24 protein-coding genes and 1 pseudogene are annotated in these 26115 nt (G+C 60.4%); 13 read left to right on the plus strand and 12 right to left on the minus strand.

Translation table 11 applies throughout. The features are described from left to right. Nucleotides 1-176 precede the first annotated feature (176 nt). From hrpB to DJ564_RS33010, 4 genes and pseudogenes are all read right to left on the minus strand, one after another. Nucleotides 177-2693, minus strand: coding sequence for an ATP-dependent helicase HrpB (gene hrpB, locus DJ564_RS28610; RefSeq protein WP_109635084.1), 2517 nt, complete (start codon nucleotides 2691-2693; stop codon nucleotides 177-179). Between the two features lie 70 nt (nucleotides 2694-2763). Next, on the minus strand, nucleotides 2764-3198 hold the full coding sequence (locus DJ564_RS28615; protein WP_109635086.1) for a hypothetical protein: 435 nt from the start codon (nucleotides 3196-3198) through the stop codon (nucleotides 2764-2766). Nucleotides 3199-3282: 84 nt separating this feature from the next. After that, the gene (locus tag DJ564_RS28620; RefSeq protein WP_109635088.1) at nucleotides 3283-4284 is read right to left on the minus strand and encodes a hypothetical protein; all 1002 of its coding nucleotides are present in this window, start codon (nucleotides 4282-4284) and stop codon (nucleotides 3283-3285) included. An 89-nt stretch (nucleotides 4285-4373) separates the two neighbouring features. After that, nucleotides 4374-4451, minus strand: a pseudogene (locus tag DJ564_RS33010) (ATP-dependent helicase); the annotation flags it as partial. Nucleotides 4452-4561: 110 nt separating this feature from the next. Between DJ564_RS33010 and DJ564_RS28630 the strand changes: the two are divergent. Both DJ564_RS28630 and DJ564_RS28635 read left to right on the plus strand, forming a co-directional pair. Beyond that, nucleotides 4562-4981, plus strand: coding sequence for a polyribonucleotide nucleotidyltransferase (locus DJ564_RS28630; protein ID WP_109635090.1), 420 nt, complete (start codon nucleotides 4562-4564; stop codon nucleotides 4979-4981). Nucleotides 4982-5010: 29 nt separating this feature from the next. After that, nucleotides 5011-5916: a cation diffusion facilitator family transporter gene (locus DJ564_RS28635; protein WP_109635091.1), complete on the plus strand. Its 906-nt coding sequence runs from the start codon at nucleotides 5011-5013 to the stop codon at nucleotides 5914-5916. Here the strand turns inward: DJ564_RS28635 and DJ564_RS28640 are convergent. Then, complete coding sequence (locus DJ564_RS28640) at nucleotides 5901-6917, minus strand: DUF6515 family protein (RefSeq protein ID WP_109635093.1); 1017 nt, start codon at nucleotides 6915-6917, stop codon at nucleotides 5901-5903. The genes DJ564_RS28635 and DJ564_RS28640 overlap by 16 nt on opposite strands. 436 nt (nucleotides 6918-7353) lie before the next feature. On the opposite strand from DJ564_RS28640, the gene DJ564_RS28645 reads away from it, so the two are divergent. Further along, nucleotides 7354-7833, plus strand: coding sequence for an Lrp/AsnC family transcriptional regulator (locus DJ564_RS28645; RefSeq protein WP_007894448.1), 480 nt, complete (start codon nucleotides 7354-7356; stop codon nucleotides 7831-7833). A 211-nt stretch (nucleotides 7834-8044) separates the two neighbouring features. Further along, nucleotides 8045-8254, plus strand: coding sequence for a DUF2788 domain-containing protein (locus DJ564_RS28650; protein WP_109635094.1), 210 nt, complete (start codon nucleotides 8045-8047; stop codon nucleotides 8252-8254). Here the strand turns inward: DJ564_RS28650 and DJ564_RS28655 are convergent. The 4 genes from DJ564_RS28655 to DJ564_RS28670 form a co-directional block, all read right to left on the minus strand. Beyond that, the gene (locus DJ564_RS28655) at nucleotides 8249-8884 is read right to left on the minus strand and encodes a pseudouridine synthase (protein ID WP_109635096.1); all 636 of its coding nucleotides are present in this window, start codon (nucleotides 8882-8884) and stop codon (nucleotides 8249-8251) included. The two genes, DJ564_RS28650 and DJ564_RS28655, sit on opposite strands and share 6 nt — an antisense overlap. Nucleotides 8885-8954: 70 nt before the next feature. Then, on the minus strand, nucleotides 8955-10454 hold the full coding sequence (gene amn, locus DJ564_RS28660; protein ID WP_169858286.1) for an AMP nucleosidase: 1500 nt from the start codon (nucleotides 10452-10454) through the stop codon (nucleotides 8955-8957). 127 nt (nucleotides 10455-10581) lie between these two features. Beyond that, nucleotides 10582-12231, minus strand: coding sequence for an acyl-CoA dehydrogenase family protein (locus DJ564_RS28665; protein WP_109635098.1), 1650 nt, complete (start codon nucleotides 12229-12231; stop codon nucleotides 10582-10584). 73 nt (nucleotides 12232-12304) lie between these two features. After that, complete coding sequence (locus DJ564_RS28670; RefSeq protein WP_109635099.1) at nucleotides 12305-14689, minus strand: hybrid sensor histidine kinase/response regulator; 2385 nt, start codon at nucleotides 14687-14689, stop codon at nucleotides 12305-12307. 421 nt (nucleotides 14690-15110) lie between these two features. Between DJ564_RS28670 and DJ564_RS28675 the strand changes: the two genes are divergently transcribed. The 4 genes from DJ564_RS28675 to DJ564_RS28690 all read left to right on the plus strand — a co-directional run bounded on the left by DJ564_RS28675 (nucleotide 15111) and on the right by DJ564_RS28690 (nucleotide 18644). Further along, complete coding sequence (locus DJ564_RS28675) at nucleotides 15111-15908, plus strand: hydroxymethylpyrimidine/phosphomethylpyrimidine kinase (protein WP_109635101.1); 798 nt, start codon at nucleotides 15111-15113, stop codon at nucleotides 15906-15908. Nucleotides 15909-15940: 32 nt separating this feature from the next. Then, nucleotides 15941-16564, plus strand: a complete 624-nt coding sequence (gene thiE, locus DJ564_RS28680; protein ID WP_109635103.1) for a thiamine phosphate synthase — start codon at nucleotides 15941-15943, stop codon at nucleotides 16562-16564. A 15-nt stretch (nucleotides 16565-16579) separates the two neighbouring features. Beyond that, entirely contained in the window at nucleotides 16580-17863 is a 1284-nt protein-coding gene (hemL, locus tag DJ564_RS28685; RefSeq protein WP_109635104.1) for a glutamate-1-semialdehyde 2,1-aminomutase, read from the plus strand. A gap of 226 nt (nucleotides 17864-18089) precedes the next feature. Then, entirely contained in the window at nucleotides 18090-18644 is a 555-nt protein-coding gene (locus tag DJ564_RS28690) for a tetratricopeptide repeat protein (protein ID WP_109635106.1), read from the plus strand. A 179-nt stretch (nucleotides 18645-18823) separates the two neighbouring features. Here the strand turns inward: DJ564_RS28690 and DJ564_RS28695 are convergent, their stop codons facing one another. Further along, nucleotides 18824-19153, minus strand: coding sequence for a DUF1820 family protein (locus DJ564_RS28695; protein WP_007894425.1), 330 nt, complete (start codon nucleotides 19151-19153; stop codon nucleotides 18824-18826). A 135-nt stretch (nucleotides 19154-19288) separates the two neighbouring features. On the opposite strand from DJ564_RS28695, the gene miaB reads away from it, so the two are divergent. From miaB to lnt, 5 genes are all read left to right on the plus strand, one after another. Beyond that, nucleotides 19289-20617, plus strand: a complete 1329-nt coding sequence (miaB, locus tag DJ564_RS28700) for a tRNA (N6-isopentenyl adenosine(37)-C2)-methylthiotransferase MiaB (protein WP_162556250.1) — start codon at nucleotides 19289-19291, stop codon at nucleotides 20615-20617. Nucleotides 20618-20823: 206 nt separating this feature from the next. Next, nucleotides 20824-21828 carry a PhoH family protein gene (locus tag DJ564_RS28705; protein WP_109635109.1) on the plus strand — a complete coding sequence of 335 codons (1005 nt, stop codon included), beginning with the start codon at nucleotides 20824-20826 and terminating at the stop codon, nucleotides 21826-21828. After that, nucleotides 21821-22315, plus strand: coding sequence for an rRNA maturation RNase YbeY (gene ybeY / locus DJ564_RS28710; RefSeq protein WP_109635111.1), 495 nt, complete (start codon nucleotides 21821-21823; stop codon nucleotides 22313-22315). The genes DJ564_RS28705 and ybeY overlap by 8 nt, the downstream gene beginning before the upstream one ends. 5 nt (nucleotides 22316-22320) lie before the next feature. Continuing rightward, nucleotides 22321-23160, plus strand: coding sequence for an HlyC/CorC family transporter (locus DJ564_RS28715; RefSeq protein WP_109635113.1), 840 nt, complete (start codon nucleotides 22321-22323; stop codon nucleotides 23158-23160). 14 nt (nucleotides 23161-23174) lie between these two features. Further along, a complete protein-coding gene (gene lnt / locus DJ564_RS28720) occupies nucleotides 23175-24698 on the plus strand; it encodes an apolipoprotein N-acyltransferase (protein ID WP_109635115.1) in 1524 nt (507 codons plus the stop codon). 156 nt (nucleotides 24699-24854) lie between these two features. Here the strand turns inward: lnt and DJ564_RS28725 are convergent, their stop codons facing one another. After that, the gene (locus DJ564_RS28725) at nucleotides 24855-25622 is read right to left on the minus strand and encodes a YdcF family protein (RefSeq protein ID WP_109635117.1); all 768 of its coding nucleotides are present in this window, start codon (nucleotides 25620-25622) and stop codon (nucleotides 24855-24857) included. Nucleotides 25623-25727: 105 nt separating this feature from the next. Further along, a complete protein-coding gene (locus tag DJ564_RS28730) occupies nucleotides 25728-26048 on the minus strand; it encodes a hypothetical protein (protein ID WP_109635118.1) in 321 nt (106 codons plus the stop codon). Nucleotides 26049-26115 lie beyond the last annotated feature (67 nt).

Raw genomic sequence — 26115 nt, forward strand, 5'->3', positions numbered from 1 at the left:
TCCTGTGGCGAGGGGGCTTGCCCCCGTTGGGTGGCGAAGCCACCCCAAGATCTGCAACCGAAGTGTGTCAGTTACACCGCATGCAATGGTTTACGACTGCTGCGCAGCCGAACGGGGGCAAGCCCCCTCACCACAGGCAAGCTCCCTCACACAGGGTTTGTGTTCAGCCCCTGGAGTTACTTGCGGGGTTTGATCCGCGCGGTCGCTTCGGCCACCAGCGGATCATCCGGCCAGTAATGCTTCGGATACCGCCCCTTCAAATCCTTCTTCACCTCCGCATACGTGCTGCGCCAGAAGTTCGCCAGATCCTGCGTCACCTGCACCGGCCGCCGTGCCGGGGACAGCAGGTGCAGCTTCACCACTTGCCGGCCACCGGCAATACGCGGGGTGTCGGACAGGCCGAACAGTTCCTGTAGACGCACCGCCAGAATCGGCGGCTGCTCGCTGTAATCCAGTCGAATCGACGAACCCGACGGCACGCTCAGATGATGCGGTGCCAGCTCATCCAGGCGTTGCGGCAGCGGCCATGGCAGCAGGTTGTGGACGATGCTCGACAGGTCGAGGTTGGCAAAATGGCTGAGGCGCGAGACCTTGCCCAGATACGGCATCAACCAGTGCTCAAGGTTTTTCAGCAGTGCGGCGTCGCTGACATCCGGCCACTCACTCTCGCTCTTGCTGCCAAGGTCCAGCTGGCGCAACAACGCCACCCGCGCTTGCCACTGACGAAGCTCCGGGGTCCACGGCAACAGTTCCAGCCCCTTGCTCCGAACCAGATTCACCAGCGCCTGGCTGCGAGCGGTTTCGTCGAGGCCCGTCAGCGGTTCACGGCTGAGAATCAATTCACCGACCTTGCGCTGACGCTCGGCGCGTAACACGCCTTCGCGTTCATCCCAATCAAGTTGATCGACCACGCGCACTTGCTCGGCCAGCACCGAATCGAACAACGCCGGATCAAAATCCGCCGCCAGATAAATCCGCTCCTCACGCTGGCCCTGGCGACTGCCAAGATCGGCGATCACCAACCACGCTTGCTTCATCAAACTGTCCGCTTCAGCGAACAACGCCGCACGGCCGTTCGCCAAGCGATATTCCGCGCCACCGGCACGTCGCTGCTGGGCGACACGGTCGGGATAGGCCAACGCGAGCAGGGCGCCGAGCCAGCGCGGATGATCCGGATCGCTGACCGGCTCCGACGCTTTGCCGCGCAGGTAACCGCGATACTGCCGCGCCAGTTGCCGGGCGCGTTGCACGCCGCCCTGAGCACCGCGAGCAGCACGCTCTTCGCCGGACAACAGCACCAATCGGCTGTGCAGATCCGCTCCGGCGCCACGCAAGATGTCCCGCTCGCCGAGTAGTGCCGCGACATCGCAAGCCATGTCGGCCAAACCAAGCGCCTGCCCACGCAACAACAAATGGGCGATGCGCGGATGGGCCGGCAGTTCGGCCATAGCCTGACCGTGACGAGTGAGTGCTTCGCCGTCCAAGGCACCCAGGCGACCAAGCAGATCCTGCGCCTGTGCATAAGCGGCAGCAGGCGGCACGTCGAGCCACACCAATTGCGTCGGGGTCACGCCCCAGCGACCGAGTTGCAAAGCCAGGCCGGCGAGGTCCGCCGAGAGAATTTCCGCGCTGGCATAGGCCGCCAGTTGCTCGTGCTGATCCTGCGACCACAAGCGATAACACACGCCCGGTTCCAGGCGCCCGGCCCGGCCGGCGCGTTGGGTGGCGCTGGCCTTGGAAATACGCTGGGTGTCGAGGCGGGTCATGCCGCTGCCGGGATCGAAACGCGGCACCCGCGCCAACCCGGCATCGATCACCACGCGCACGCCGTCGATGGTCAGGCTGGTTTCGGCGATGTTGGTGGCCAGCACCACTTTGCGCTTGCCCGCCGGGGCCGGATCGATCGCGGCGCGTTGAGCGGCGAGGTCCAGTTCACCGTGCAACGGGCAGAGCAACACCTGTGTGCTCTCACCCAGCGCATCAGCCAATTGCTGATGCACACGACGGATTTCCGCCTGCCCCGGCAGGAACACCAGCACGCTGCCGGTCTCGTCATTCAAGGCTTCAAGAATCGTCTGCACCAGACGCGGCTCGATGAATTCGCCGGGCTGGAACGGCCGGCCCCAGCGCATCGCCACCGGGTACATGCGGCCTTCACTGCGCAAAATCGGCGCATCATCGAGCAGCCCGGCCAGGCGTTCGCCTTCGAGCGTTGCAGACATCAAAAGGATTTTCAGCGGTTGATCGTCGCGAAACAGCTCCCGGCCATTCAGGCTCAGGGCCAGTGCCAGATCCGCGTCGAGACTGCGCTCGTGGAATTCATCGAAGATCAGCAGGCCAACGCCTTCGAGTGCAGGGTCATCCTGCAAGCGTCGGGTGAGAATGCCTTCTGTGACCACTTCGATACGGGTCTTGGGGCCGACTTTGCTGTCGAGGCGAATGCGATAACCAACGGTTTCACCGACCTTCTCGCCCAGCTCACTGGCCAGGCGCTCCGCCGCCGCCCGCGCCGCCAGACGGCGCGGTTCAAGCATCAGAATGGTCTGCCCGGCCAGCCACGGCTCGTTGAGCAAGGCCAGCGGAACACGGGTGGTCTTACCGGCACCGGGCGGTGCTTCGAGCACGGCTTCGTGGCGTGTCGCCAAGGCTTCACGCAGGGCGGGTAAAACTTCATCAATCGGCAGAGAAATCATGCTGGCTCCCAGACAAGCCGGGAAGTATAACGGCGAAGCTTCCAGACCACTGCAACCGGACGATCAGAATCTAGATTTTGAAGGCTGTCCGTACACGCTCAGCGACTTCAGCCATAGTCACTGCGCGAAGTCCGATGGCTTTCATGTCCACATCCAGTGAGGGCATGACGTCCAGAAACTGCCGCAAATCCTCTGCGATGCTTTCGGGCAGATCAAACGCCGAATCCGCAGAAAGAAGGCGGGACAGCACAACGATGTCCTTCAGGTGTTTACTGCTCTTGCGGCCAGCATTTGGCTCTGTGCACTCAGGGCGACTGAGGTTGGTCCATGCCTGTGCTTTCAGCGGGATCAGTCGATCGACGCCGATATAGGAAAGGTCTGCAGTGTCGTTGCGACCTTCGACTATGAACGTGTAGTAAGCCTCATCGAGCAGAATCGCAGACAGATCGGAAACTTCACCGTCTACAGGAACAGGTGGCCCGGAACGTGATGCCCGCGTCTTCAAGTGTCAGGCTGGCTGCAACGCCGCCGATGAGTACATAACGATCCGTATAGCCGGCGAAGGCTCCACGAAAGGTATCCAGTCCTTTTACCATTCGATCTTCTCCATCATTTCATCAAGGCTGATCTGGACTCTGTCATCAACGTCATCCCTTAAGCTGAGGTAGAGAGACAGGGGGTCCACACTTTCTCCCGACACTGGAACACAGGTTTTGCCAAAAATGTGATCCGGAGAGTAACTCCAGATTTCGACCTCAAACGCGGGATCATCGAATCGACCAACTTCCTTGCGGCCAGCCCTCCTGCCCTCCAGGTCCCACTCTTCTTTGGAAAACGCGATGATCGGTATCGGGGGCTCCCCGAGCATCGACGTTTTACTGAGCGCAGACAGACCAGCCGATCTCTGCACCAAAGGGGCCCAATCAGCGTACGTCACCCGTTTCACCGGGTTTTGCAACGCTGGAAGGGCCTTTTTCCAGATGACCTCCGGCGCCGCAACAAAGCGCCAGCGAGGGGGTTTGTCATTCGAGGCAGGCTCTATCAATCCGAACGATTGAAATTCTTTCATCGCCCTGGACATTGTCATTTTCGAGTACGCCTCCCCTACCATCAGGTCTGCGCCTCGAAAGGCAAAGTCCTTGCCCCACCCTTGAGTGATGGCCGCGATAAGCAAAGCCTGGCTCGCCGGGCCCATGACTTGTTTATCGACTTGCCTGCTGCGATAAAACTCTCGCAGATCAATTCCAAGCTGTGGAGCGAAGAGTTGATTGCCGGGTACTACAAACTGCACCCCAGACTCGATGAGGCGTTTTCTTTCATATGATTTGAGTGCGCCGGTCGCATAGAGGATCGGATGATCCACCATTTTTTGCAGAACTTCGATGTGCTTGCGGATCGTCGCAACGTTTTCGAAAGGCTCGTGAGCCAGCAATACGAGGCATTGCCGGTCGTAGAGCGTCACGATGTCGAAGGTGTATTCGTCCAAGAGATAGAAGGGTAAACCCTTGGTTTTCCCCCAGCGCTTAATCTCGGGTTTAATCCCGAAAATCGATTCGAAGTAGTCTTGAATCTCTTGCCTGCTGGTTTTCACTTTGGCGCCTCACAACACGTTTTCAGCACAGTAACAGCCTGACTGTTACTGTTCATTAATCGTGTTACTAGCATCTAAGTTCAGCGCGTTTCGAGCACGGCTTCATCGCGTGTCGCCAAGGCTTCACGCAGCGCGGGTAAAACTTCATCAATCGGCAGAGAAATCATGCTGGCTCCCAAACAGAGGGCCGAGTATAACGGCGAACTGTCCGGGGTTTATCACGGTCCTAATTCATATAGACGCCCTTTCGTTTACCAGATGATCCAGGAGATTTCCCATGCGTGTTCCCTTTCGCCTGATTGGCGGTGTTTTGGTCGCCACCCTGCTCACCCAGGTGACCGCTTGCGGATCGATTTTCTACCCTGACCGCCGTGGGCAGATTGACGGCAAGATCGACCCGGCCATCGCCGCGCTGGATGCCGTGGGGCTGCTGTTCTACATCATCCCCGGCCTGATCGCGTTTGCCGTGGACTTCGCCACTGGCGCGATCTATTTCGAGCCTGGCCACACGGCCCAGGTGGCTCCTGAAAAACTCAAGGAAGCGATCGGTGCCGACGGCAAGGTTGATAACCTCAAGTTGCAGACCATTCTCGAAACCGAGCTGGGCCGCAGCTTTCCGCTGGACGACCCGCGTCTGATCCAACACAAGGGCAGCCCCCAGCAACTGGCCATGTTCGGCCTGCAACCTGCCGCGTAACTCGTGCATTTAAAGGAATAGCCGCACCTATGATCTCCAGCTCCGAACACGCCCGCCTGCTGCGGCTGGCGACCCGCGCCTCGGTGGCGGTGGCGTGTACGCTGATCGTCGCCAAAGCCATCGCCTGGTGGTTGAGCGGTTCGATGAGCATGCTCGCCGGGTTGACCGATTCGACGCTCGACGGCGTCACCTCCTTGCTCAACTTGCTGGCGGTGCATTACGCCTTGCGCCCGGCCGATGACGATCACCGTTACGGGCATGGCAAGGCCGAGTCGCTGGCGGGCATGGCTCAGGCGTTGTTCATTGGCGGCAGTGCGGTGCTGATTTCTTTGCAGGCGATCGAGCGGCTGAAACATCCGGAACCGGTGGGCGCGCCGTGGATCAGCATCGGGGTGATTGTGTTTTCCCTGGCGCTCACCTTGGCGTTGCTGATGTTGCAACATCGGGTGGTCAAGGCCACCGGATCAAATGCGGTGCGCGCCGACTCCCTGCACTACCGCTCGGACATGTTGCTCAATGGCAGCATTCTGCTGGCGCTGGTGTTGGCCGGGTTTGGCTGGCATCAGGTCGACCCCTGGTTCGGCTTGGGAATCGCTGCGTATATTTTCTGGAGCGCGATTCAGATCGCCCGGGAAAGTTTTACGGTGCTGATGGATGAGGAGCTGCCGCCGGATGTCAGCCAGCACATGCTTGAGCTGGCCTGTGGCGTACCGGGGGTGTTGGGCGCGCATGACCTGCGCACGCGGATTTCCGGCAATCAGTGGTTCGTGCAGTTGCATCTGGAGTTGCCGGGGGACTTAACCCTGTCAGTCGCTCACGGCATCAGCGATCAGGCCGCCGATGCAATTCACGCAGCCTACCCGCGAGCCGAAGTGCTGGTGCACGCCGACCCGCAGGAAGTGGTGCTGGAAGCCAGGACTCAGAAGGAAACCTGATAGCCGCGACTGCTCAGGCAATTGCCTTGAGCCTGGCGGTAGGCTTGCACCACCGACGGATCAGGCTGGTAGGTGGCCGTCCGCGGATTAAAGCCGCTCTGCTGGACCGCGTATTGATAGCACTCATAACCGTCCTGATTGACCTGCTCCGGCGACTGGCCGTTGGCCGGATAGGCTTCTACGTCGTAACTGTTGCTGACCGGCTGCGGCTGCATTTGCACCGGCGGCTCGACCACCACGTAGTCCTGAGTGTTTTCCTGATAGGCGTAATACGAGCCCGCCGCCAGGAACAGCAGCGCCCCGCCGATCCACACCTCACGCGCGTAGTCAGGCAAGTAGCTGACCCGAATCCCGCGCGGAGGTTGAACCACCACATAACGCGGGCCTTGTGGACGATACCAGTAGCCGCCGGAATAGAAATAATCCCGACCGCCATAAGGCACGCGGTAGTCACGGTCCGGAAAACGGTCAATCACATGACCCGGGCGATACTGCGGGCCGGGGCCCCAGCCATTACCGTGCCCGTCCGGGCGACCGGCCCAGCGGCGATCATCGGGACGCGGACCGTTGTTCTGCCAGTGCTGGTTGTAATCGTTGCGCCGTGGAACGTCCTGATAATAACCACGCTGCGGCTCCTGGGTCTGGCGCACGCTGTCGGGCCGACCCTGGATCGGCAGGTCATTGGCCGGTAGCTGCGGCGGTGGCGGCGGTGAGCGAACAGGATTGTTGTAGTTGGGCTGCTGACGGTTCTGCCACTGCCCGTTGTTCTGATTCTGGCCGTTATGCTCGAACTGGCGACTGTTGTCGCCCCGAATGATGTCGTTGTTCTGCGGGCGCGGCTGATTATTGCCGCCATGCCCCCGATCGTTGCCCTGATGACCGTCCGATCCACGTTGCCCGCCATCGGGGCCACGGTTTTGCTGATCATCGGCCAGCGATTGCGCAGTGACGCTTACACACAGCAAACCAACACCGGCCAAACGCCAGATGTGCGACTTCATGCTTTTCCTCACTGCGGGTTAGGGCCTGTACGTAAGACTGGGAAAGGACAGGGCGGTTCTGCAACAGGTTATCAGTCGCGCAACTTATTTATTGAGGGCAGTTCTCAAATTCCAGGCAAAAGAAAAGGGAGACCCGTCGGCCTCCCTTAGATAACTTCGTCCGTGCTCGACGCTTATGACGTCGGCTCACCTCACGCCGTCTTCTGGACAGTGTGTAGCTCGGGGGCCGGCACATCCCCTGTGGGGGTGGCGGCCGCCGCTGGCCTGATTCGGGCGAGCAGCTGTGGACTGTTTGTCCGAGCAGTGATTCTGGTGATAAGAATAGGCCGCGGGCGCCGGCAGAGGATTGCGAAGATTGCTCAATTAAACATCACTTGCGCAATTTTTAACCCTGGATAGATAATCTGCCGCAATAGTTATGACAAAGGCCTGATTGATGAGCAAACTCGACCGATACGACTTGAGCATTTTGGCGGAATTGCAGCGTGACGCGCGCATCTCCAACCAGGAGCTGGCCGAACGCATCGGCCTGTCGCCTTCGCCTTGCTCGCGCCGGGTCAAGCAACTGGAAGACGACGGCTACATCACCCGCCAGGTGGCGCTGCTGGACCGCAAGATGCTCGGCTTGAGCCTCACGGCTTACGTGCTGATCGGCATGGACCGCCATACGCCGGAGCGTTTCGAGAACTTTGAAGCCGCGATTCGAACGTTGCCGCAGGTGCTGGAATGCAGCTTGGTGACGGGGATGGATGCGGATTATCAGCTCAAGGTTGTGGTGCCGGATATGGATCACTATCAGAAATTGCTGCTAGGTCATTTGACCCGGATTGAAGGGGTGACCAGCGTTCGTTCGAGTTTTGTGTTGAATCAGGTGCTCAATAGTACCGAGCTACCTTTAACCCATCTGCGCAGCTAAGTACGCCATCGCGGGCAAGCCCGCTCCCACAGGTTATGTGTCGGTCACAGAATTGCGATCGACACAAAACCTTGTGGGAGCGGGCTTGCCCGCGAAGGGGCCGGCACAGGCGACGAATAGCTGCGACACACTGCCGCAGGTCAATCCTCCACCCCTGCCCCATGCCGTATACTCCAGCGCCTTTTAGCCCCGCCCGCGCTGGAGAAACTCAATGGATCCTGCCGTATTCGAAGAGTGGATGATGACTGGACTGGTCAGCATCCTGATCATTTTCATGGGTTTCATCGTCTGGGATCTGGCGAAGAAATCCAAGGCCGGACGCTTTGGCTCGGTCATCCTGTTCTCCGTACTGGGTCTGGGCGTGGCCGCGTTCGTGATCAAAAGCGTGGTGATCGGCCTGATCGAATCCGGCGCGTTATAAGCGCGCCGGCACTTCCTTCCACTGGCCCTGGTCGAGCCCTTCGATCGTCCAGTCGCCGATTCTGACCCGCACCAGACGCAACGTCGGCAAGCCGACCGCCGCCGTCATGCGCCGTACCTGACGGTTACGCCCCTCGCGAATGACCAACTCAAGCCAGCTCGTCGGCACACTTTTGCGAAAACGCACCGGCGGATTGCGTGGCCACAGCTCAGGCTCATCCAGTTGCCGCGCCTCGGCGGGCAAGGTCATGCCGTCATTCAGTTCGACACCGTCACGCAAACGCTGCATCTGCTCGACGCTCGGCTCGCCCTCCACTTGCACCCAATACGTCTTGGCCAATTTGTGTTTCGGGTCGGCGATGCGCGCCTGAAGCTGGCCATCGTTGGTCAGCAGCAGCAAACCTTCGCTGTCGCGGTCCAACCGTCCTGCCGGGTAGATCCCCGGAATCTCGATGTAGTCCTTGAGCGTCGCCCGCCCTCCTTCGTCGCTGAACTGCGTCAGCACATCGAACGGTTTATTGAACAGAATCAGCTTCGGCTCGGCCGGCGGCGCTTTGGCGACACGGCGCGGGGCTGAAGGAGCTGGCTTCGCGCCTGGACGACGGGAAGGAGGATGCGGTGGACGGGACATGGGGAAAACAACATCTAACGGTCAGGGCTGCTAATGCTAGTGCCCTGACCGCTAAATGGCCATCTCGCAATCAGCGGAACGGCGGCTCGTCGAAGCTACGCAGTTTGCGCGAGTGCAACGAGTTGAGTTCGGTGCGCAACAGATCCACCGCCTCGATGCCGATCTTCAAGTGCTGGCTGACCGCGCGCTCATAGAAGGCGTTGGCCGAACCCGGCAGTTTGATTTCGCTGTGCAGCGGTTTGTCCGAGACGCAGAGCAACGTGCCGTACGGCACTCGCAAGCGATAACCCTGGGCCGCGATGGTGCCGCTTTCCATGTCCACCGCCACGGCGCGGGACAGGTTGATCAGCGGACGTTCCTGAGCCCAGCGCAGTTCCCAGTTACGGTCGTCGTAAGTCAGCACGGTCCCGGTGCGCAGGCGTTTCTTCAGCTCATCGCCCTTCTCGCCAGTGATGTTCGCGGCCGCTTGCTGCAAGGCCATCTGCACTTCGGCCAGGGCCGGGATCGGAATGTTGGGCGGCACGACGCGGTCGAGAATCCCGTCGCGACGCATGTAGGCGTGGGCCAGCACGTAGTCGCCAATGGTCTGCGACTGACGCAAGCCGCCGCAGTGGCCGATCATCAGCCAGCAATGCGGACGCAGCACCGCCAAGTGGTCGGTGATGTTCTTGGCGTTGGACGGGCCGACACCGATGTTCACCAGGGTCACGCCATGGCCATCGCTGGCGATCAGGTGATAGGCCGGCATCTGATAGCGGTGCCACACCACACCGGCGGCAATCGCCGAGGCTTCGCCGTGGTCCATGCTCTTTTCGATGATCACGTTGCCCGGCAATACCATGCGCACGAAACGCGGATCGCTGCGCAACTGTTCCAGGCCATGGACGATGAACTGATCGACGTAACGGTGGTAGTTGGTCAACAGAATCCACGGCTGCACATGACGCCAGTCGCTGCCGGTGTAGTGCACCAGACGCCGCAGGGAGAAATCGACCCGCGCGGCATCAAACAGGGCCAGTGGCAGAGGATCGGTGTTTTCCCAATCATACAAACCATCGGCAATGCCGTCGGTCGCGGCCGACAGGTCGGTACTCGGGAACACCCGCGCCAGCACGGCAGCGGTGACACCGGAGCCGGCCAGTTCATCGCCCTGCTCGACCACGTACGGATAAGGAATGTTTTGCTGGCTGATGCCGACTTCCACGGTCACGGTGAAGTCGTGCATCAACGGCACGAGTTGTTCCAACAGGTATTTACGAAAAGCCGCCGGATGGGTGACGGTGACGCTGTAGGTTCCGGGCAACTGAACCTTGGCATAGGCGCGCGTGGTCTGTGGGACTTCGCCCTGGCAGTGGTAGGTCAGACGCAGTTCGGGATAACGAAACATCGCACGCTGTTCAGCGTCCGGTTCAACTCGGTCCTTGAGATAACGCTTGAGCGCCTGGTTCAGCGCGGTGGTTGCACGATTGTGCAAGAGCGCAAGCCGGTCCACGGCTTGCTCGGCGGTTTGAACGACAATAAAAGCTTCGGTCACGATCAGCATCCTGTGTTCTGACTTGCAGAGCTTCATCTTGCCTGCATCATCGCTTCACGGGAACAGTGGCGTGTTGGCTGCACACCAATTCTGAGACACCTTTGAACCTGTGGGAGCGGGCTTGCCCGCTCCCACAGGTTCAGCAGTGTTGATCAAAATGTGATCAGAATCCTTGCGGGGTTGAGCGGGCGACGATCGATTCCACCTCCAACCCACGCGGCAACGCGCCATACACTCGACCGGCCGAACCGAGGCGACTGGCGATGAAGGCATCGCTGACCGCCGAGTTGCCGGCCTCCAGCAGCAGCTTGGCCTGGAGCCCCAGCGCGATGTCTTCGGTGAGCTGCCGCGCGCGGTATTGAATGTCGCTGGTGTCCTTGAACGCCGTCTGCAACTGAGTGATGTGCGCGGCCAGGCGTTTATCGCCATGACCATCACCCAACTCGCTGAACAACACATCAAGCACACCCGGCTCCTTCGACAACGCTCGCAGCACGTCCAGGCATTGCACATTGCCGGAACCTTCCCACGTCGAATTGACCGGCGCCTCACGGTACAGACGCGGCAGGATGCTTTCCTCGACATAGCCCGCACCGCCCATGCATTCGGCGGCTTCATTGATCATTGCCGGCGCGCGCTTGCAGATCCAGTACTTGCCCACCGCCGTCACCAGTCGGGCGAATTTGGCTTCATGGCTGTCATCCAGATGATCCAGCGCCTTGCCCATGCGCAGGCTCAAGGCCAGGGCCGCTTCGCTTTCCAGCGCCAGATCGGCCAAAACGTTCTGCATCAATGGCTGCTCACTGAGCAACTTGCCGCCGACCCTGCGGTGAGCGCAGTGATGGCTGGCCTGAGTCAGCGCCTGACGCATCAGCGAGCTGGAGCCGACCATGCAATCGAAACGAGTCATCGCGACCATTTCAATGATGGTCGGAACCCCGCGCCCTTCTTCGCCGACCATCCACGCCAGCGCACCGCGAAATTCCACTTCGCTGGACGCATTGGAGCAGTTGCCGAGTTTGTTTTTCAGGCGCTGGATATAGAACTGGTTGCGCGTGTCGTCCGGGCGATGGCGCGGCAGCAGGAAACAGGTCAAACCCTTGTCAGTCTGCGCCAACGTCAAGAACGCATCGCACATCGGCGCGGAACAGAACCACTTGTGACCCACCAACTCATAGGCCTGGCCCGGACCACTGGCGCCAACCGGGTACGCCTTGGTGGTGTTCGCCCGCACGTCGGTGCCGCCCTGTTTCTCGGTCATCGCCATGCCGATGGTAACGCCAGCCTTGTGCGCCATACCGACATTACGCGGGTCGTATTCAGTGGAGAGGATTTTCGGCAGCCATTGTATGGCCAGATCCGGTTGCAGGCGCATCGCCGGAACGCTGGCGAAGGTCATGGTCAGCGGGCAACCGCTACCTGCTTCGGCCTGGCTGTGCAGGTAGGTCATGGACGCGCGAGCCACATGCGCGCCGAGCTGCGGATGCGCCCAGGGCAACGAGGTCAACCCGTGCTCGACCGCCGTGCGCATCAACTCGTGATACGCCGGGTGAAATTCCACCAGATCGATGCGATGGCCGTAGCGGTCATGGCTGACGAACACCGGTTTGTTCTGATTGGCCAGAAACCCTGCTTCCATCAGCGGCCCGCCGGCCAGTGCGCCATACGCGTCGATCCGCGACTCGGCCCAACCGGCCCCGAAACGCCGCGACCACTCCTGCAAAGGCAGGTCGATGCGGTAGAGGTTGGTGCCGTCCAGCGACGGTGGCTGGTTGGTGACTTCGTGGGTTTCGGCGAACTGATGCAGGTTCATGACGGGGCTCCTTTGGTCAGCCAAGGACTTCAGTTAAGCACCGCCCCCTGGCCGAACAAAGTGTCATACCTGCCTAAATGTCGGCGCTTTCGCCTTGCCCCGAACAGAGCACCCGCCGATACAGCGCCGCTTGCAAATCCTCGAATTTCACCGGTTTGCTCAGGTAGTCGATCAAGGCGCCAGTCGGGCAGCGCTCCCGATCGGCGCTCACGGCAATCACGAACACTGGCAACTCGGCGCAGCCCGGCAAGGCGCGGATCTGGCAGCACAGGGAGGTGCCACCCTGCGTCGGCAACTGACAATCGAGCAGCACCGCGTCAAAGGTTTCTCGCTGCAAGAGATCAAGCGCGGCAGCGCCACCGTCGGTGGCGCGCACCCGGAATCCGAGCTTGAGCAACATGCCGCGCATCACCAATTGATTGATGCTGTTGTCATCCACCAGTAGCACCGTGCAGTCCTGTGGCAATCGAAGACGAGGAAACTCGCGGGTCATCAAGGGCACGGCCGGCCGCTCGACCACGGGCAGTTCGAACTCGACATCCAATTGGAAGCGGCTGCCGCTGCCGGGCTCGGACCGATGGGTCAGGCGTCCGCCGAGCAATTCGACCAGTTGGCGACAGATCGCCAGGCCAACGCCCAGGCCGCCGTATTCGCGGGTCATTGAACCGTCGAGCTGGAAGAAGCGCTGATACATCGTCGCCTCGCCCAGATCGGTGAAGCCGATGCCGGTGTCGATCACCGCAAACGACACCGACACCCGACCGTTCTCCACCGGTTTGCCCGTGACGCGCAGGGCCAGCCCGCCGACCCGGGTGAATTTGATGGCGTTGTCCAGCAGGCATTCCAGGCATTGCGCCAGCTTGGCACTGTCACCGTTCAAGCGATCCGGCAGGCCTGGCGTCACTTCCACTTTGAAGTCCAGCGACTTGCTTGCAGCATTGCCTTCGAACTGCGCGCGCAAGGTCTCGACGACGCCGCGCAGACTGAACGTTGCCGAGCTGACCTTGAGCTTGCCGGCTTGCAATTCCGTCAGGGTCAGGATGCCGTTGACCATGCGCATCATGTCCCGCGCAGAACCGGCGGCGGTTTGCTGGTATTGCTCCAGTTCCGGGTCCATCTCGACGGTCTGCATCAACTCGAGCGAACCGATCACACCGTTCATGGGCGTGCGCAACTCGTGGGTCAGGGTGGCGAGGAATTCGTCCTTGAGCTTGTTGCTGTGGGCCAGTTGCTGGTTCAGCACTTCGAGCTTCTGACCGGCATCGAACAGCGTCTGCGCCTGCTGCTCGCGCATGGCGTTGATGCGGTCGGCCAGGGCCAGGGACAGCAACGCCACTTCGATGGCCGAACCGATCTGGCTGGAATACATGGTCAGGAACACGTTGGGCAGGTAACCCAAGACCATCATGGTGTTGACGATGCCGCCGAGCAGGAAAGCCGACCAGGCAATGATGAAATACCGCGCCACCCGCAGGCCACGCAACCAGGCGCACAGCCCGGCGATGAAGATCACCACGGTGAAGACCAGCGCCAAGGCTGTCGCCAGACGCAAGGCCAGCGCGTAACTGGCCATCAACGACAACCCGATCACCACTGCACTGAACGCCACCAGGGCCAACAGTAAACGGTCGAGCCAGCGACCGTGGCTGGCCGTCTGCAAGAAACTGCGAGCGAACTGGCTGCCGAACAGGCCTGCGCACCCGATGAAGAACGGCGTCGCGGCGTTGGCCCACCAGGGGTTGTCCGGCCAGAAATACTCCACGGCCGCGCCGTTCACCGACAGCTGATACAGGCCGAATGAAGCGATGTAAAAGATGTAATAGAGGTAACTGGTGTCGCGCACGCTGAGGTAAATGAACAGGTTGTAGACCAGCATTCCCAACAACACGCCATAGATCAGCCCCAGCACATACAGGCGGACCGGTTGTTCTTCGAGGTAAGCGGTGCTCGACCACAAGGTGACCGGCGCCTGGATCGACCCTTCGCTCTGCAGGCGCAGGTACACGGTTTGCGCCTGGTCAGGGGTGAAATTCAGATCGAACAGGTAGTTGTTCTGGCGGATCTCGCGCGTGGCAAACGGCAACGCATCGCCGGTTTGCCGGGCCAATCGATAGTCACCGCCCGCATCGGGCAAGTAGAGATCGAGGTGATCGAGGGGCGGATAGGCCAGTTCCAGCAGCCAGGTCCGTTGCGCCGCCGGATTGGTCGGGCGGTAATGCAGATCGATTTTCAGCCAGAACACCGAACGCGAGTAACCGGCGTTGAGAGTGGCTTTATCGTGGGGCTTGAAGTTTCCGGCCGCGGCTTGCGCACGAACATCGGCGATGGTCGCCTGACCGCCCGCGTCTTCGTACACCTGCAGGGCTCGGCCCAGGGGAAGGCTCTGGGTGAATTCATCGAACTCGACGGCGCTCGCCATTAGGGGCAAGCACAACAGTAACATCAGCAAATAGCGCATTTAAGCCCCAGCGTGGCCTGTCCGGTTATCTCAGGAAGCCCCTCATTCCCTTTGAGTAGACGTAAAACCGGTATTACCTGTTATTGGTTTGGATCCACTCTAGCATAGCCGTTGATGGCCATTGAGCACCATTGAAATTTTTCCTGCGAAGGCTCTAGTACGGGCGTTCCAGCGGCATGATTGAGGCAGATCTGTTTATGCTGTCAGCGCGTGACAAGGCATCGGCCGCTTTACACATTCCTGTAGCAGCTGGCGAAGCCTGCGTTCGGCTGCGAAGCAGTCGTGAATTCAGACGATGCGATGCATCATTCAGACCGCGCGCTCAGGTTTTACGACAGCTTCGCAGCCGAACGCAGGCTTCGCCAGCTGCTACAAGTCACTCCCATGACTCGTTGGTCGACTGGTGGTAAGCTCGCGCACCATGAATATCTACAGCTCTCGCCCCGTTGTCCTCTGTCTCTCCGGCCACGACCCAAGTGGTGGCGCCGGCTTGCAGGCAGATATCGAAGCCCTGCTCGCCCAGGGTTGTCATGCGGCCCCGGCCGTCACCGCCCTGACCGTGCAAGACACGGTCAACGTCACTGACTTTCGCGTGCTCGACCGCGAGTGGGTGCTGGCCCAGGCCAATGCCGTGCTCAACGACTCCGAAGTCGCTGCCGTGAAGCTGGGCATGCTCGGTTCCCTGGAGATGGTCGACACCGTCGTCGAACTGCTCTCGGCGCACCCGCATTTGCCGGTGGTCTGCGACCCGGTGCTGCGTGCCGGCGGCGGCGGACGCCTGGGCAAGGATGAAGTTGGCTACGCCATGCGCGAACGCCTGCTGCCCCTGTCCATCATCGCTACCCCCAACCTTCCCGAAGCCCGCATCCTCGCCGAACTGCCCGAAGGCACCGCGGACGAGTGCGCTGAAAAACTCCTGCCGTTCGTCAAACACCTGCTGATCACCGGCGGTCATGGCGACGAACACGAAATCCACAATCGCCTGTACAGCCGCGAAGGCCTGCGCGAAACCTATACCTGCCAGCGCCTGCCCGGCAGCTATCACGGTTCCGGCTGCACCTTGGCCAGCGCCCTGGCCGGTCGACTGGCCCAGGGTGAAAACCTCGCCAGCGCCGTGCAGACCGCGCTTGACTACACTTGGCGTACCCTGCGTGATGCCGAGCAGTTGGGCAAAGGCCAGTTCGTGCCGCGTCGCCTGCCGCTGGATTTCTGTTCGTAACTTTCTATTCGCACTGCGGTGAGGCTTGTCCGATGAAACTACGTGGCCTGTACGCCATTACCGACAGCCAGTTGCTGGCCGGTAAATTTCTCTCGTACGTGGAAGCGGCGCTGGAAGGCGGCGTCACCCTGCTGCAATACCGCGACAAAAGCAGCGACGACGCCCGACGTTTACGTGAGGCCGAAGCCCTGCGCGATCTGTGCGATCGCTACAAGACTCATTTGATCATCAACGACGACGCCGAACTGGCCGCTCGCTTGAACGTCGGCTTACACCTGGGTCAGACCGATGGTCCGCTGACACCGGCACGCGCGTTACTCGGCCGTCAGGCGATCATCGGTTCAACCTGCCACGCGCAACTCGAACTCGCCGAGCAAGCGGCCAAGGAAGGCGCCAGTTACGTCGCCTTCGGTCGCTTCTTCAATTCCAACACCAAACCCGGCGCCCCGACCTGCAGTCTTGAACTGCTCGACCAGGCCCGCAGCAAACTGCACCTGCCGATCTGCGCGATTGGCGGCATCACCTTGGACAACGCCGCGCCGCTGGTGGCCCATGGGGTCGACTTGCTGGCGGTGGTGCATGGCCTGTTTGGCGCCGACAGCACGGCTGAAGTGACCCGCCGCGCCCGTGCCTTTAACGAATTACTGAAAATCTGATTTGAGAGCCCGATCATGTCTCGTTCCGAAACCCTGTTTGCCAACGCCCAGAAACACATTCCCGGTGGCGTGAACTCGCCTGTTCGCGCGTTCAAAAGCGTGGGCGGCACACCGTTGTTCTTCAAACACGCCGAAGGCGCCTACGTCACTGACGAAGACGACAAGCGTTATGTTGACTACGTTGGCTCGTGGGGCCCGATGATTCTTGGCCACAGCCACCCGGACGTGCTGGACGCGGTGCGCAAACAACTGGAGCACGGCTTGTCCTACGGCGCTCCGACCGCGATGGAAACCGAGATGGCCGACCTGGTCTGCTCGATCGTGCCGTCGATGGAAATGGTGCGCATGGTCAGCTCCGGCACCGAAGCGACCATGAGTGCCATCCGTCTGGCCCGTGGTTTCACCGGTCGCGACAACATCATCAAGTTCGAAGGCTGCTACCACGGTCACTCCGACAGCCTGCTGGTCAAGGCCGGTTCCGGCGCCCTGACCCAAGGCGTTCCAAGCTCGGCCGGTGTGCCGGCGGATTTCGCCAAGCACACCCTGACTCTGCCGTTCAATGACATCGACGCAGTCGAAGCCATGCTCGCTGACGTCGGCCAGGACGTGGCCTGCATCATCGTCGAGCCGGTGGCCGGCAACATGAACTGCGTTCCGCCGGCGCCAGGTTTCCTCGAAGGCCTGCGGACCCTGTGCGACAAGCACGGCGTGGTGCTGATTTTCGACGAAGTGATGACAGGTTTCCGTGTTGCCCTCGGCGGTGCGCAAGCGCACTTCGGCGTGACGCCGGACCTGAGCACCTTCGGCAAGATCATCGGTGGTGGCATGCCGGTCGGCTGCTTCGGCGGCAAGCGCGAAATCATGTCGCGCATCGCGCCACTAGGCCCGGTGTATCAGGCTGGCACGCTGTCGGGTAACCCGCTGGCCATGGCGGCGGGCCTGACGACATTGCGCCTGATCAGCCGCCCTGGCTTCCATGACGAACTGAGCGACTACACCAGCCGCTTGCTCGATGGCCTGCAACAGCGCGCCGATGCCGCGGGCATTCCGTTCGTGACCACGCAGGCTGGCGGTATGTTTGGCCTGTACTTCAGCGGCGCCGATGACATCGTGACCTTCGATGACGTGATGGCCAGCGACGCAGCATTGTTCGGTCGCTTCTTCCACTTGATGCTCGAAGGCGGCGTGTACCTGGCGCCAAGTGCTTTCGAAGCCGGCTTCACCTCGATCGCTCATGGCGAAACCGAGTTGAAATTGACGCTGGATGCCGCCGAGCGTGCATTCGCCGCATTGAAATAACGCTGTGCCCGCTGACGCTGGCGATTGCCAGCGTCAGCTTTCACCTGGATTTACACCCTTATTCCTACGGTTCTGCTAATAATCCCCCGTAAATGGGGCGATATATTCCCCGCGCAGCAGAAAAACGAGTAAAGACTTTGTAAGGTTGGCCCTGCTTATTTCATAATGCGCGCTTATTGGATCCCCTCGATGGGTCCGCGCGCCCTTCAGAGGTAAGTCGATTCCCATGAACCGCACCGGCCGCGCCCTTGCACTGGGCTGCCTGTTGCTCCTTCAGCCCCTGCTCGCGCTCGCACAAGCAGGCGGCAACTCGTTGTTAATCCCAGCGATGGGTCGCTGCACCCTCAATACTCAGCCGCAAGACCTGACGCAAGCGCTCGCCGCCTGCCAGAAAGCGTCGGATGAAGGGGATGCGCAAGCGCAATACGAGTTGGGTGAGTTCTACTACGACGGCAAAAACACCCCGCGCGACCTCAAAATAGCCCTGGGCTACTTCGAAAAGGCCTCGCTGCAAGGCCACGCCCAGGCGCAATTCAAACTCGGCACCATGTTCTTTCACGGCGAAGGCGTGCCGGCCAATAACGTTCAGGCGTATATCGTGCTGAAAATGGCCGCGGTCAACGGCGCGGAAGATGCGCTGGATACGGCGGATGAAGTCGCCGAGAAGATGCCGCGCGAAGATCTGGAAGTCGCTACCCAGGTGCTGGGGCAAATATTCCGTAAATACCTGATGGAATTGCAGAGCGCCGATGGGCGTACGCCGTTTTCGCCACTGCCCTGATTGACGCAGGCCCCTGTGGCGAGGGAGCTTGCTCCCGCTCGGCTGCGCAGCAGTCGTAACGTCAAACAATGCGGTGAATCAGAAAAACGGTGTTTGCAGAGTTTAGGGCCGCTTCGCGCCCCAGCGTGAGCAAGCTCCCTCGCCACAAACAACCCAGTTCATTTCAAAAGCTTTCCTGCTTACTTCTCAGGCATCGGCATCGGAAACGGCATGACATTGCCGACCGCGCCGCGGGCTTCGCTGATTTTCGGTGTGCCGAGGCGTTCCACTTCGTCGATGCGCACAATCGAATGCATCGGCACGAAACTGCGCACCACGCCCTCGAACTGAGCTTTGAGCTTCTCTTCGCTCGGATCGACGACCACTTGCGTACGCTCGCCAAAGACGAACTCTTCCACTTCCAGGAAGCCCCACAGATCACTTTGATAGATCTGCTTGGCATACATTTCGTACACCTGGCCCTGGTTGAGGAAAATCACCTTGTAGATTGGGGCTTCACGTTTGGTCATGGTGGGCGGGCAACACATTGGGGGATAAAAATGAGGGCGCGAACTATAGCATAGCCGCCGGACGCACAGCGGTAGGAACCTGGGGACATGTTCCCTATAATGCGCGGTTCTTTGAATCACGTGATGACTGTATCCATGGCCAAGAAGCTTTACATCGAAACCCACGGTTGCCAGATGAACGAGTACGACAGCTCGCGCATGGTCGATCTGCTGGGTGAACATCAGGCCCTGGAAGTCACCGCTCGCGCTGAAGATGCCGACGTGATCCTGCTCAACACCTGCTCGATCCGCGAACGCGCCCAGGACCGGGTGTACTCCCAACTCGGCCGCTGGCGCGAACTGAAACTGGCCAACCCGGACATGGTAATCGCCGTCGGCGGTTGCGTGGCCAGCCAGGAAGGCGCGGCCATCCGCGATCGCGCCCCGTACGTGGACGTGGTCTTCGGCCCGCAAACCCTGCACCGCCTGCCGGAAATGATCGACGCCGCGCGCGCCACCAAGCTGCCGCAAGTCGACGTCTCGTTCCCGGAAATCGAAAAATTCGACCATTTGCCCGAGCCGCGTATCGACGGTCCAAGTGCCTACGTGTCGGTCATGGAAGGCTGCAGCAAGTACTGCACGTTCTGCGTGGTGCCTTACACCCGCGGCGAAGAAGTCAGCCGACCGTTTGATGACGTGATTGCCGAAATCATGCACCTGGCCGAAAACGGTGTGCGGGAAGTGACGCTGCTGGGTCAGAACGTCAACGGTTATCGCGGGACCACTCACGATGGTCGCCTGGCGGATCTCGCCGAACTGATCCGCGTGGTAGCCGCCGTCGATGGCATCGACCGGATCCGCTACACCACCTCACATCCGCTGGAATTCTCGGACAGCCTGATCCAGGCCCACGCCGACGTGCCGGAACTGGTGAAACACCTGCACTTGCCGGTGCAATCGGGTTCAGACCGCATTCTCTCGGCGATGAAACGCAACCACACCGCGTTGGAGTACAAATCCAAACTGCGCAAATTGCGCGCCGCCGTGCCGGGGATCTGCATCAGCTCGGACTTCATCGTTGGCTTCCCGGGCGAGACCGAGAAAGACTTCGAACAGACCATGAAGCTGATCGAAGACGTCGGTTTCGACTTCTCCTACTCGTTCGTCTACAGCCAGCGTCCGGGCACCCCGGCCGCCGATCTGGCCGACGAAACGCCGGAAGAGTTGAAAAAGGAACGCCTGAACGCGCTGCAACATCGCTTGAACCAGCAGGGTTTCGAGATCAGCCGACAAATGGTCGGGTCGATCCAGCGGATTCTGGTCACCGATTATTCGAAAAAAGACCCCGGCGAGCTGCAAGGTCGGACCGAGAATAACCGTATCGTCAACTTCCGCTGCGACAATCCGACCTTGATCGGCCAGTTCGCCGATGTGCACATCGATGCCGCACAGCCGCACTCGCTGCGGGGCTCGCTGGTCCAGTAACCCATATCTCCCCTGTGGGAGCGGGCTTGCTCGCGAAAGCGTCGGCACATCCAACATCTATGTGACTGACAGACCGCATTCGCGAGCAAGCCCGCTCCCACAGGGGGACGGTGTTTGGCGCTGGATTATTTAAGAGCTTTCGCACCCAGCCCACTGGCGTTATCCTTGATTTCATCTTAATTGCCCCAGGGCGGCTAAATACGACCTTGAACGCACCCATAGAACCACATCGTTTTATTCTCGAGCCCTTTGAGGCCCGCCGCTTCGCCAATCTGTGCGGGCAGTTCGACGAGCATCTGCGCTTGATCGAACAGCGCCTGACCATCGAGATCCGCAACCGCGGAAACCAGTTCGAGCTGATCGGCGACCCCAAACACACCACCTCCGCGGAAAACCTCCTGCGCCGCCTGTACCGGGAAACCAAGGGTACCGAGCTGTCGCCGGACATGGTTCACCTGTTCCTGCAGGAATCGGCCGTCGAAGAGCTGGACACCGTCTCCCCGTCCGAACCCTCCGTAGCCCTGCGTACCAAAAAAGGCATGATTCGCCCTCGAGGCTTGAATCAGCTGCGCTACGTGAAGGAAATTCTCGGCAACGACATCAATTTCGGCATTGGCCCGGCCGGTACCGGCAAGACCTATCTGGCCGTTGCCTGCGCGGTCGACGCGCTCGAACGCGAGCAGATCCGTCGCATCCTGCTGGTGCGCCCGGCGGTTGAAGCGGGCGAAAAGCTCGGCTTCCTGCCCGGCGACCTGTCGCAGAAGATCGACCCGTACCTGCGCCCGCTCTACGACGCTCTCTACGAGATGCTCGGTTTTGAACACGTGGCCAAGCTGATCGAGCGCCAGGTCATCGAAGTGGCGCCACTGGCCTACATGCGCGGTCGCACGCTGAACAACAGTTTCATCATCCTCGACGAAAGCCAGAACACCACCGTCGAACAGATGAAGATGTTCCTGACCCGGATCGGCTTCGGCTCCACAGCCGTCATCACCGGTGACATCACCCAGGTCGACCTGCCGAAAGGCACCAAGTCCGGGCTGCACCATGTGATCGAAGTGCTCAAAGACGTTCCGGGCATCAGTTTCACCCATTTCATGCCCAAGGACGTTGTGCGCCATCCGCTGGTGCAACGCATCGTCGAAGCCTACGAGCGCTTCGAGAATCGCGCGGCAGACGAAACGCCAAAGGACAGTCGCCGCGATGCTTGAGCTCGATCTGCAACTGGCTACCCAAACGTCTGCCCCCAGCGAAGCCGAGTTCCGCCAATGGTGCGAACTGGCCCTGCGCCAGCGCACCGCCGACTCTGAAATGACCATCCGTTTGGTCGATGAAGAAGAGGCCCGCGAGCTGAACCACACCTGGCGGCAGAAGGATTACGCCACCAACGTCCTGTCGTTTCCTGCCGATGTGCCTGACGAGTTTCTGGATATCCCACTGCTGGGCGATCTGGTGATTTGCGTGGCCGTGGTCGAACGCGAAGCCGCCGAGCAAGGCAAGGAACTAAAGGCCCATTGGGCGCATCTGGTGATTCACGGCAGCTTGCATCTGTTGGGTTACGACCATATAGATGACGACGAAGCCGAAGAAATGGAAGCACTGGAACGAATGTTGCTTGCCGAGTTGGGCTATCCCGACCCTTATGAAGACGACGAAACAGACACAACCCCTCCCGTGACAACAAAGGATTCAGAGTAATCGCTATGAGCGAAGATCGATCGAGCAACGGGCAAAAGTCTTGGCTGGGTAAGCTCACCCAGGCTTTTGCCCACGAGCCGAAGAACCGCCAGGAGCTGCTGGAGCTGCTGCGCGACGCACACCAAAACAAACTGCTGGACAGCGAAGCGCTGGCCATCGTCGAAGGCGCCATTCAGGTCGCTGACCTGCAAGTACGGGACATCATGGTCCCGCGCTCGCAGATGATCAGCATCAAGGCGACCCAGACACCTCGCGAGTTCCTGCCTGCCGTGGTCGACTCGGCTCACTCCCGTTACCCTGTCATCGGCGAAAGCCACGATGACGTGATGGGCGTGTTGCTGGCCAAGGACTTGCTGCCATTGATCCTCAAGGAGAATGGCGACAGCTTCAACATCAAGGATCTGCTGCGTCCGGCCACCTTCGTGCCCGAGTCCAAGCGTCTGAACGTGCTGCTGCGTGAGTTCCGCGCCAATCACAACCACATGGCCATCGTCATTGACGAATACGGCGGTGTAGCGGGCTTGGTGACCATCGAAGACGTGCTGGAACAGATCGTCGGCGACATCGAAGACGAGCACGACGTCGAGGAAGACAGCTACATCAAGCCGCTTCCAAGCGGTGACTTCCTGATCAAGGCCCTCACGCCGATCGAGAACTTCAACGAGTTCTTCGACAGCGAATTCTCCAACGACGAGTTCGACACCGTTGGCGGCCTGGTGATGAGCGCGTTCGGGCACTTGCCAAAACGCAATGAAATCACTGAAATCGGTCCTTATCGCTTCCGCATCCTGAACGCCGACAGCCGTCGGATTCACTTGCTTCGCCTGACGCCTATTGCCCGGTAATTCTAAGGATTGAAATGCATCGTATGACCCGCCCCGGCTGGCCCGGTAACCTGCTGGCCGTGGCGGCCGGTGCACTCACCACCCTGGCCCTGGCGCCGTTCGATATCTGGCCGTTGGCATTGCTGGCGGTCGGCTTCTTTTATGCCGGCTTGCGCGAACTGAGTCCTCGTCAGGCCTTGGGCCGTGGCTGGTGTTTCGGTTTCGGCCTGTTTGGCGCCGGCACTAGCTGGATCTATTACAGCATCCACCACTTCGGCGGCGCTTCGGTGCTGCTGGCCGGTTTCCTGATGCTGATCTTCACGGCGGCGATTGCCTGGTTCTTCGCCCTGCCCGCCTGGATCTGGGCGCGCTGGCTGCGTCGTAACGAAGCACCGCTGGCGGATGCCTTGGCGTTTGCAGCTCTGTGGGTCGGCCAGGAAGCGTTTCGCGGCTGGTTTCTCACCGGTTTCCCGTGGCTCTACTCCGGTTACAGCCAGCTCGACGGCCCGCTGGCCGGGCTCGCCCCCGTCGGCGGGATGTGGCTGATTTCCTTCACCCTGGCCCTGACGGCTGCGCTGATCTACAACTCAATACGTCTGGTGCGCACGGGCCGCAAAGGCTTCATCGCCGCAGGCGTGTTGCTGCTGGTCGGCCCTTGGGTGGCCGGCATGGCCTTGAAGGAACACGCCTGGACCAGCCCGGCGGGCCCGGCGCTGAGCGTCGCGGCCATTCAGGGCAATATCGAACAAAGCATGAAGTGGGACCCGGCGCAGCTCAACGCGCAGCTGGCGTTGTACCGCGACATGAGCCTCAGCTCCAAGCCAGTCGACTTGCTGATCTGGCCGGAAACGGCCGTCCCGGTGCTCAAGGAGTCCGCCGAGGGCTACCTGAACATGATGGGGAATTTCGCCGCAGAGCGTAAATCTGCGCTGATTACCGGCGTTCCGATCCGCCAGGAAGTCCGCCACGAGAAACGCTTCTTCAACGGCATTACCGTGCTCGGTGAAGGCGATGGCACCTATCTCAAGCAAAAGCTGGTGCCTTTTGGCGAATACGTTCCGTTGCAGGACGTGCTGCGCGGGCTGATCGCGTTTTTCGACCTGCCGATGTCTGACTTTGCCCGTGGCCCGGCTGACCAGGCCATGCTGCAAGCCAAGGGTTATCAGATCGCGCCATTCATCTGCTACGAAGTGGTCTACCCGGAATTCGCCGCCAGTCTGGCGGCTCGCAGTGATTTGCTGCTGACCATCAGCAACGACACCTGGTTCGGCACCTCCATCGGTCCGCTGCAACATCTGCAGATGGCGCAGATGCGCGCGCTCGAGGCCGGCCGCTGGATGATCCGCGCCACCAACAACGGCGTGACCGGCCTGATCAACCCGTTCGGGCAGATCACGGTGCAGATCCCACAGTTTGAACGCGGCATCCTGTACGGCGAAGTCGTGCCGATGCACAACCTGACGCCTTACCTGGAATGGCGTTCGTGGCCGTTGATCATCGTTTGTGTGTTGTTGTTTGGCTGGGCACTGGTGGCGAACCGGATGGCCAAAACCGTCTGAGACTGGCGAGCTTTTGTGGCGAGGGGGCTTGCCCCCGTTCGACTGCGCAGCAGTCGTAAAACCTGCAATCGCGACTTTACCCGCTGCGCCGCGTCGCATGACTTCAGGGCTGCTCCGCAGCCCAACGGAGGCAAGCCCCCTCGCCACAGGTATCGATTATTTCTGTCGGTAAAACAGCGAATACCCGATCTGCCCCACCGCCTCATTCAACAACTGCCCGCTCTGCCAGATCGATTTGAATTCCGGCATCCAGCCGCCCAGCGGCCGGGCATTGTCTACGCCTAAAAACCCCACCGGCGCTGGCACCACTTCAAACCCTGCCTGTTCAAAACTCCAGACCGATCGCGGCATGTGCCAGGCCTGTGTGACCACCACTACCCGCTTGATTCCCTGCGGCAACAACACCTCGGCGCTGAACTGCGCGTTCTCCCACGTCGTGCGGCTGCGCCCTTCCTGCCAGCGCACGGTCACGCCGAAATCATCGAGCAACGAATCCGCCATCAACTTCGCTTCGGTGGGCGGCGTACCGTAATGCAGGCCGCCACTGGTGAGAACGGGCAACCCGGAAGCCTTGGCCAGCCGCGCCGCATACCGTTCGCGCTCCAGACCTATACCTGTCGGCTGATCAACCCCCCAGGCAATATCGCCACGCTCACGCCCGGAACCCAGCAGCACAATCGCATCCGCGCGCTGGTTCAGGGTGGCCCATTCCTCCCGTGCCAGTGGCGGCTCACTTTCCAGCGCCTTGGCGCCCCACTGCACCACCACCGGCAAACTCATTAACAGGAAGCCGCCGAAACCCAAGGTAAAGAAAACCGCCGCAAGCCTCGGCCTAGAGCGGCGCAACCACCACGCAAGTATCAGCAACAGCAAAAGAATGCCGGGCGGCAATAGAAGTTGTTTCACGAAATAGCGAAAAGGCATCGAGCATCTCCAAAAGATGCCCGAAGCCTAAGTGGGTTGACGCAATGCGACAACAAGTGCGGAAGGACTATTCTTTAAAAAGCCATGGGACATGGCTTGCAGTCGTTATTTGAACTGCAGAGACCGGACCTTTTCCGCGTCCCTGCCAGGTGCCTTGTCCTTGAGCCAGATGATCTTGGCCGAACGTGGTGCGTCGAGTTGCTTCACTGCTGCAGACAAGCATCCGTGCGTCTCACGTTCACTGCGGTCCAGATAGGCTTTGACCAGTGCAAACTCTGCGGGGCTCAACCCACGCAGTTCCAGCTCCAGGGGACGCTCATCGCGTAGCCGGTCCGCGGTTTTAGCTGCGTCCAGGGCCATCCCCAGACGATCGATCAGCCTTTCGTACAACTGCGGTTTCGTGACTTTTTTCTGTGACTCAACCATCCCTCACCTCATTGAAGATAAGACTCGCTCCCCATTTAGAGCTTAGCTTCCATGAACAAACCGGCTG

This window comes from Pseudomonas sp. 31-12 (genome assembly GCF_003151075.1).
Taxonomy (GTDB): Bacteria; Pseudomonadota; Gammaproteobacteria; order Pseudomonadales; family Pseudomonadaceae; genus Aquipseudomonas.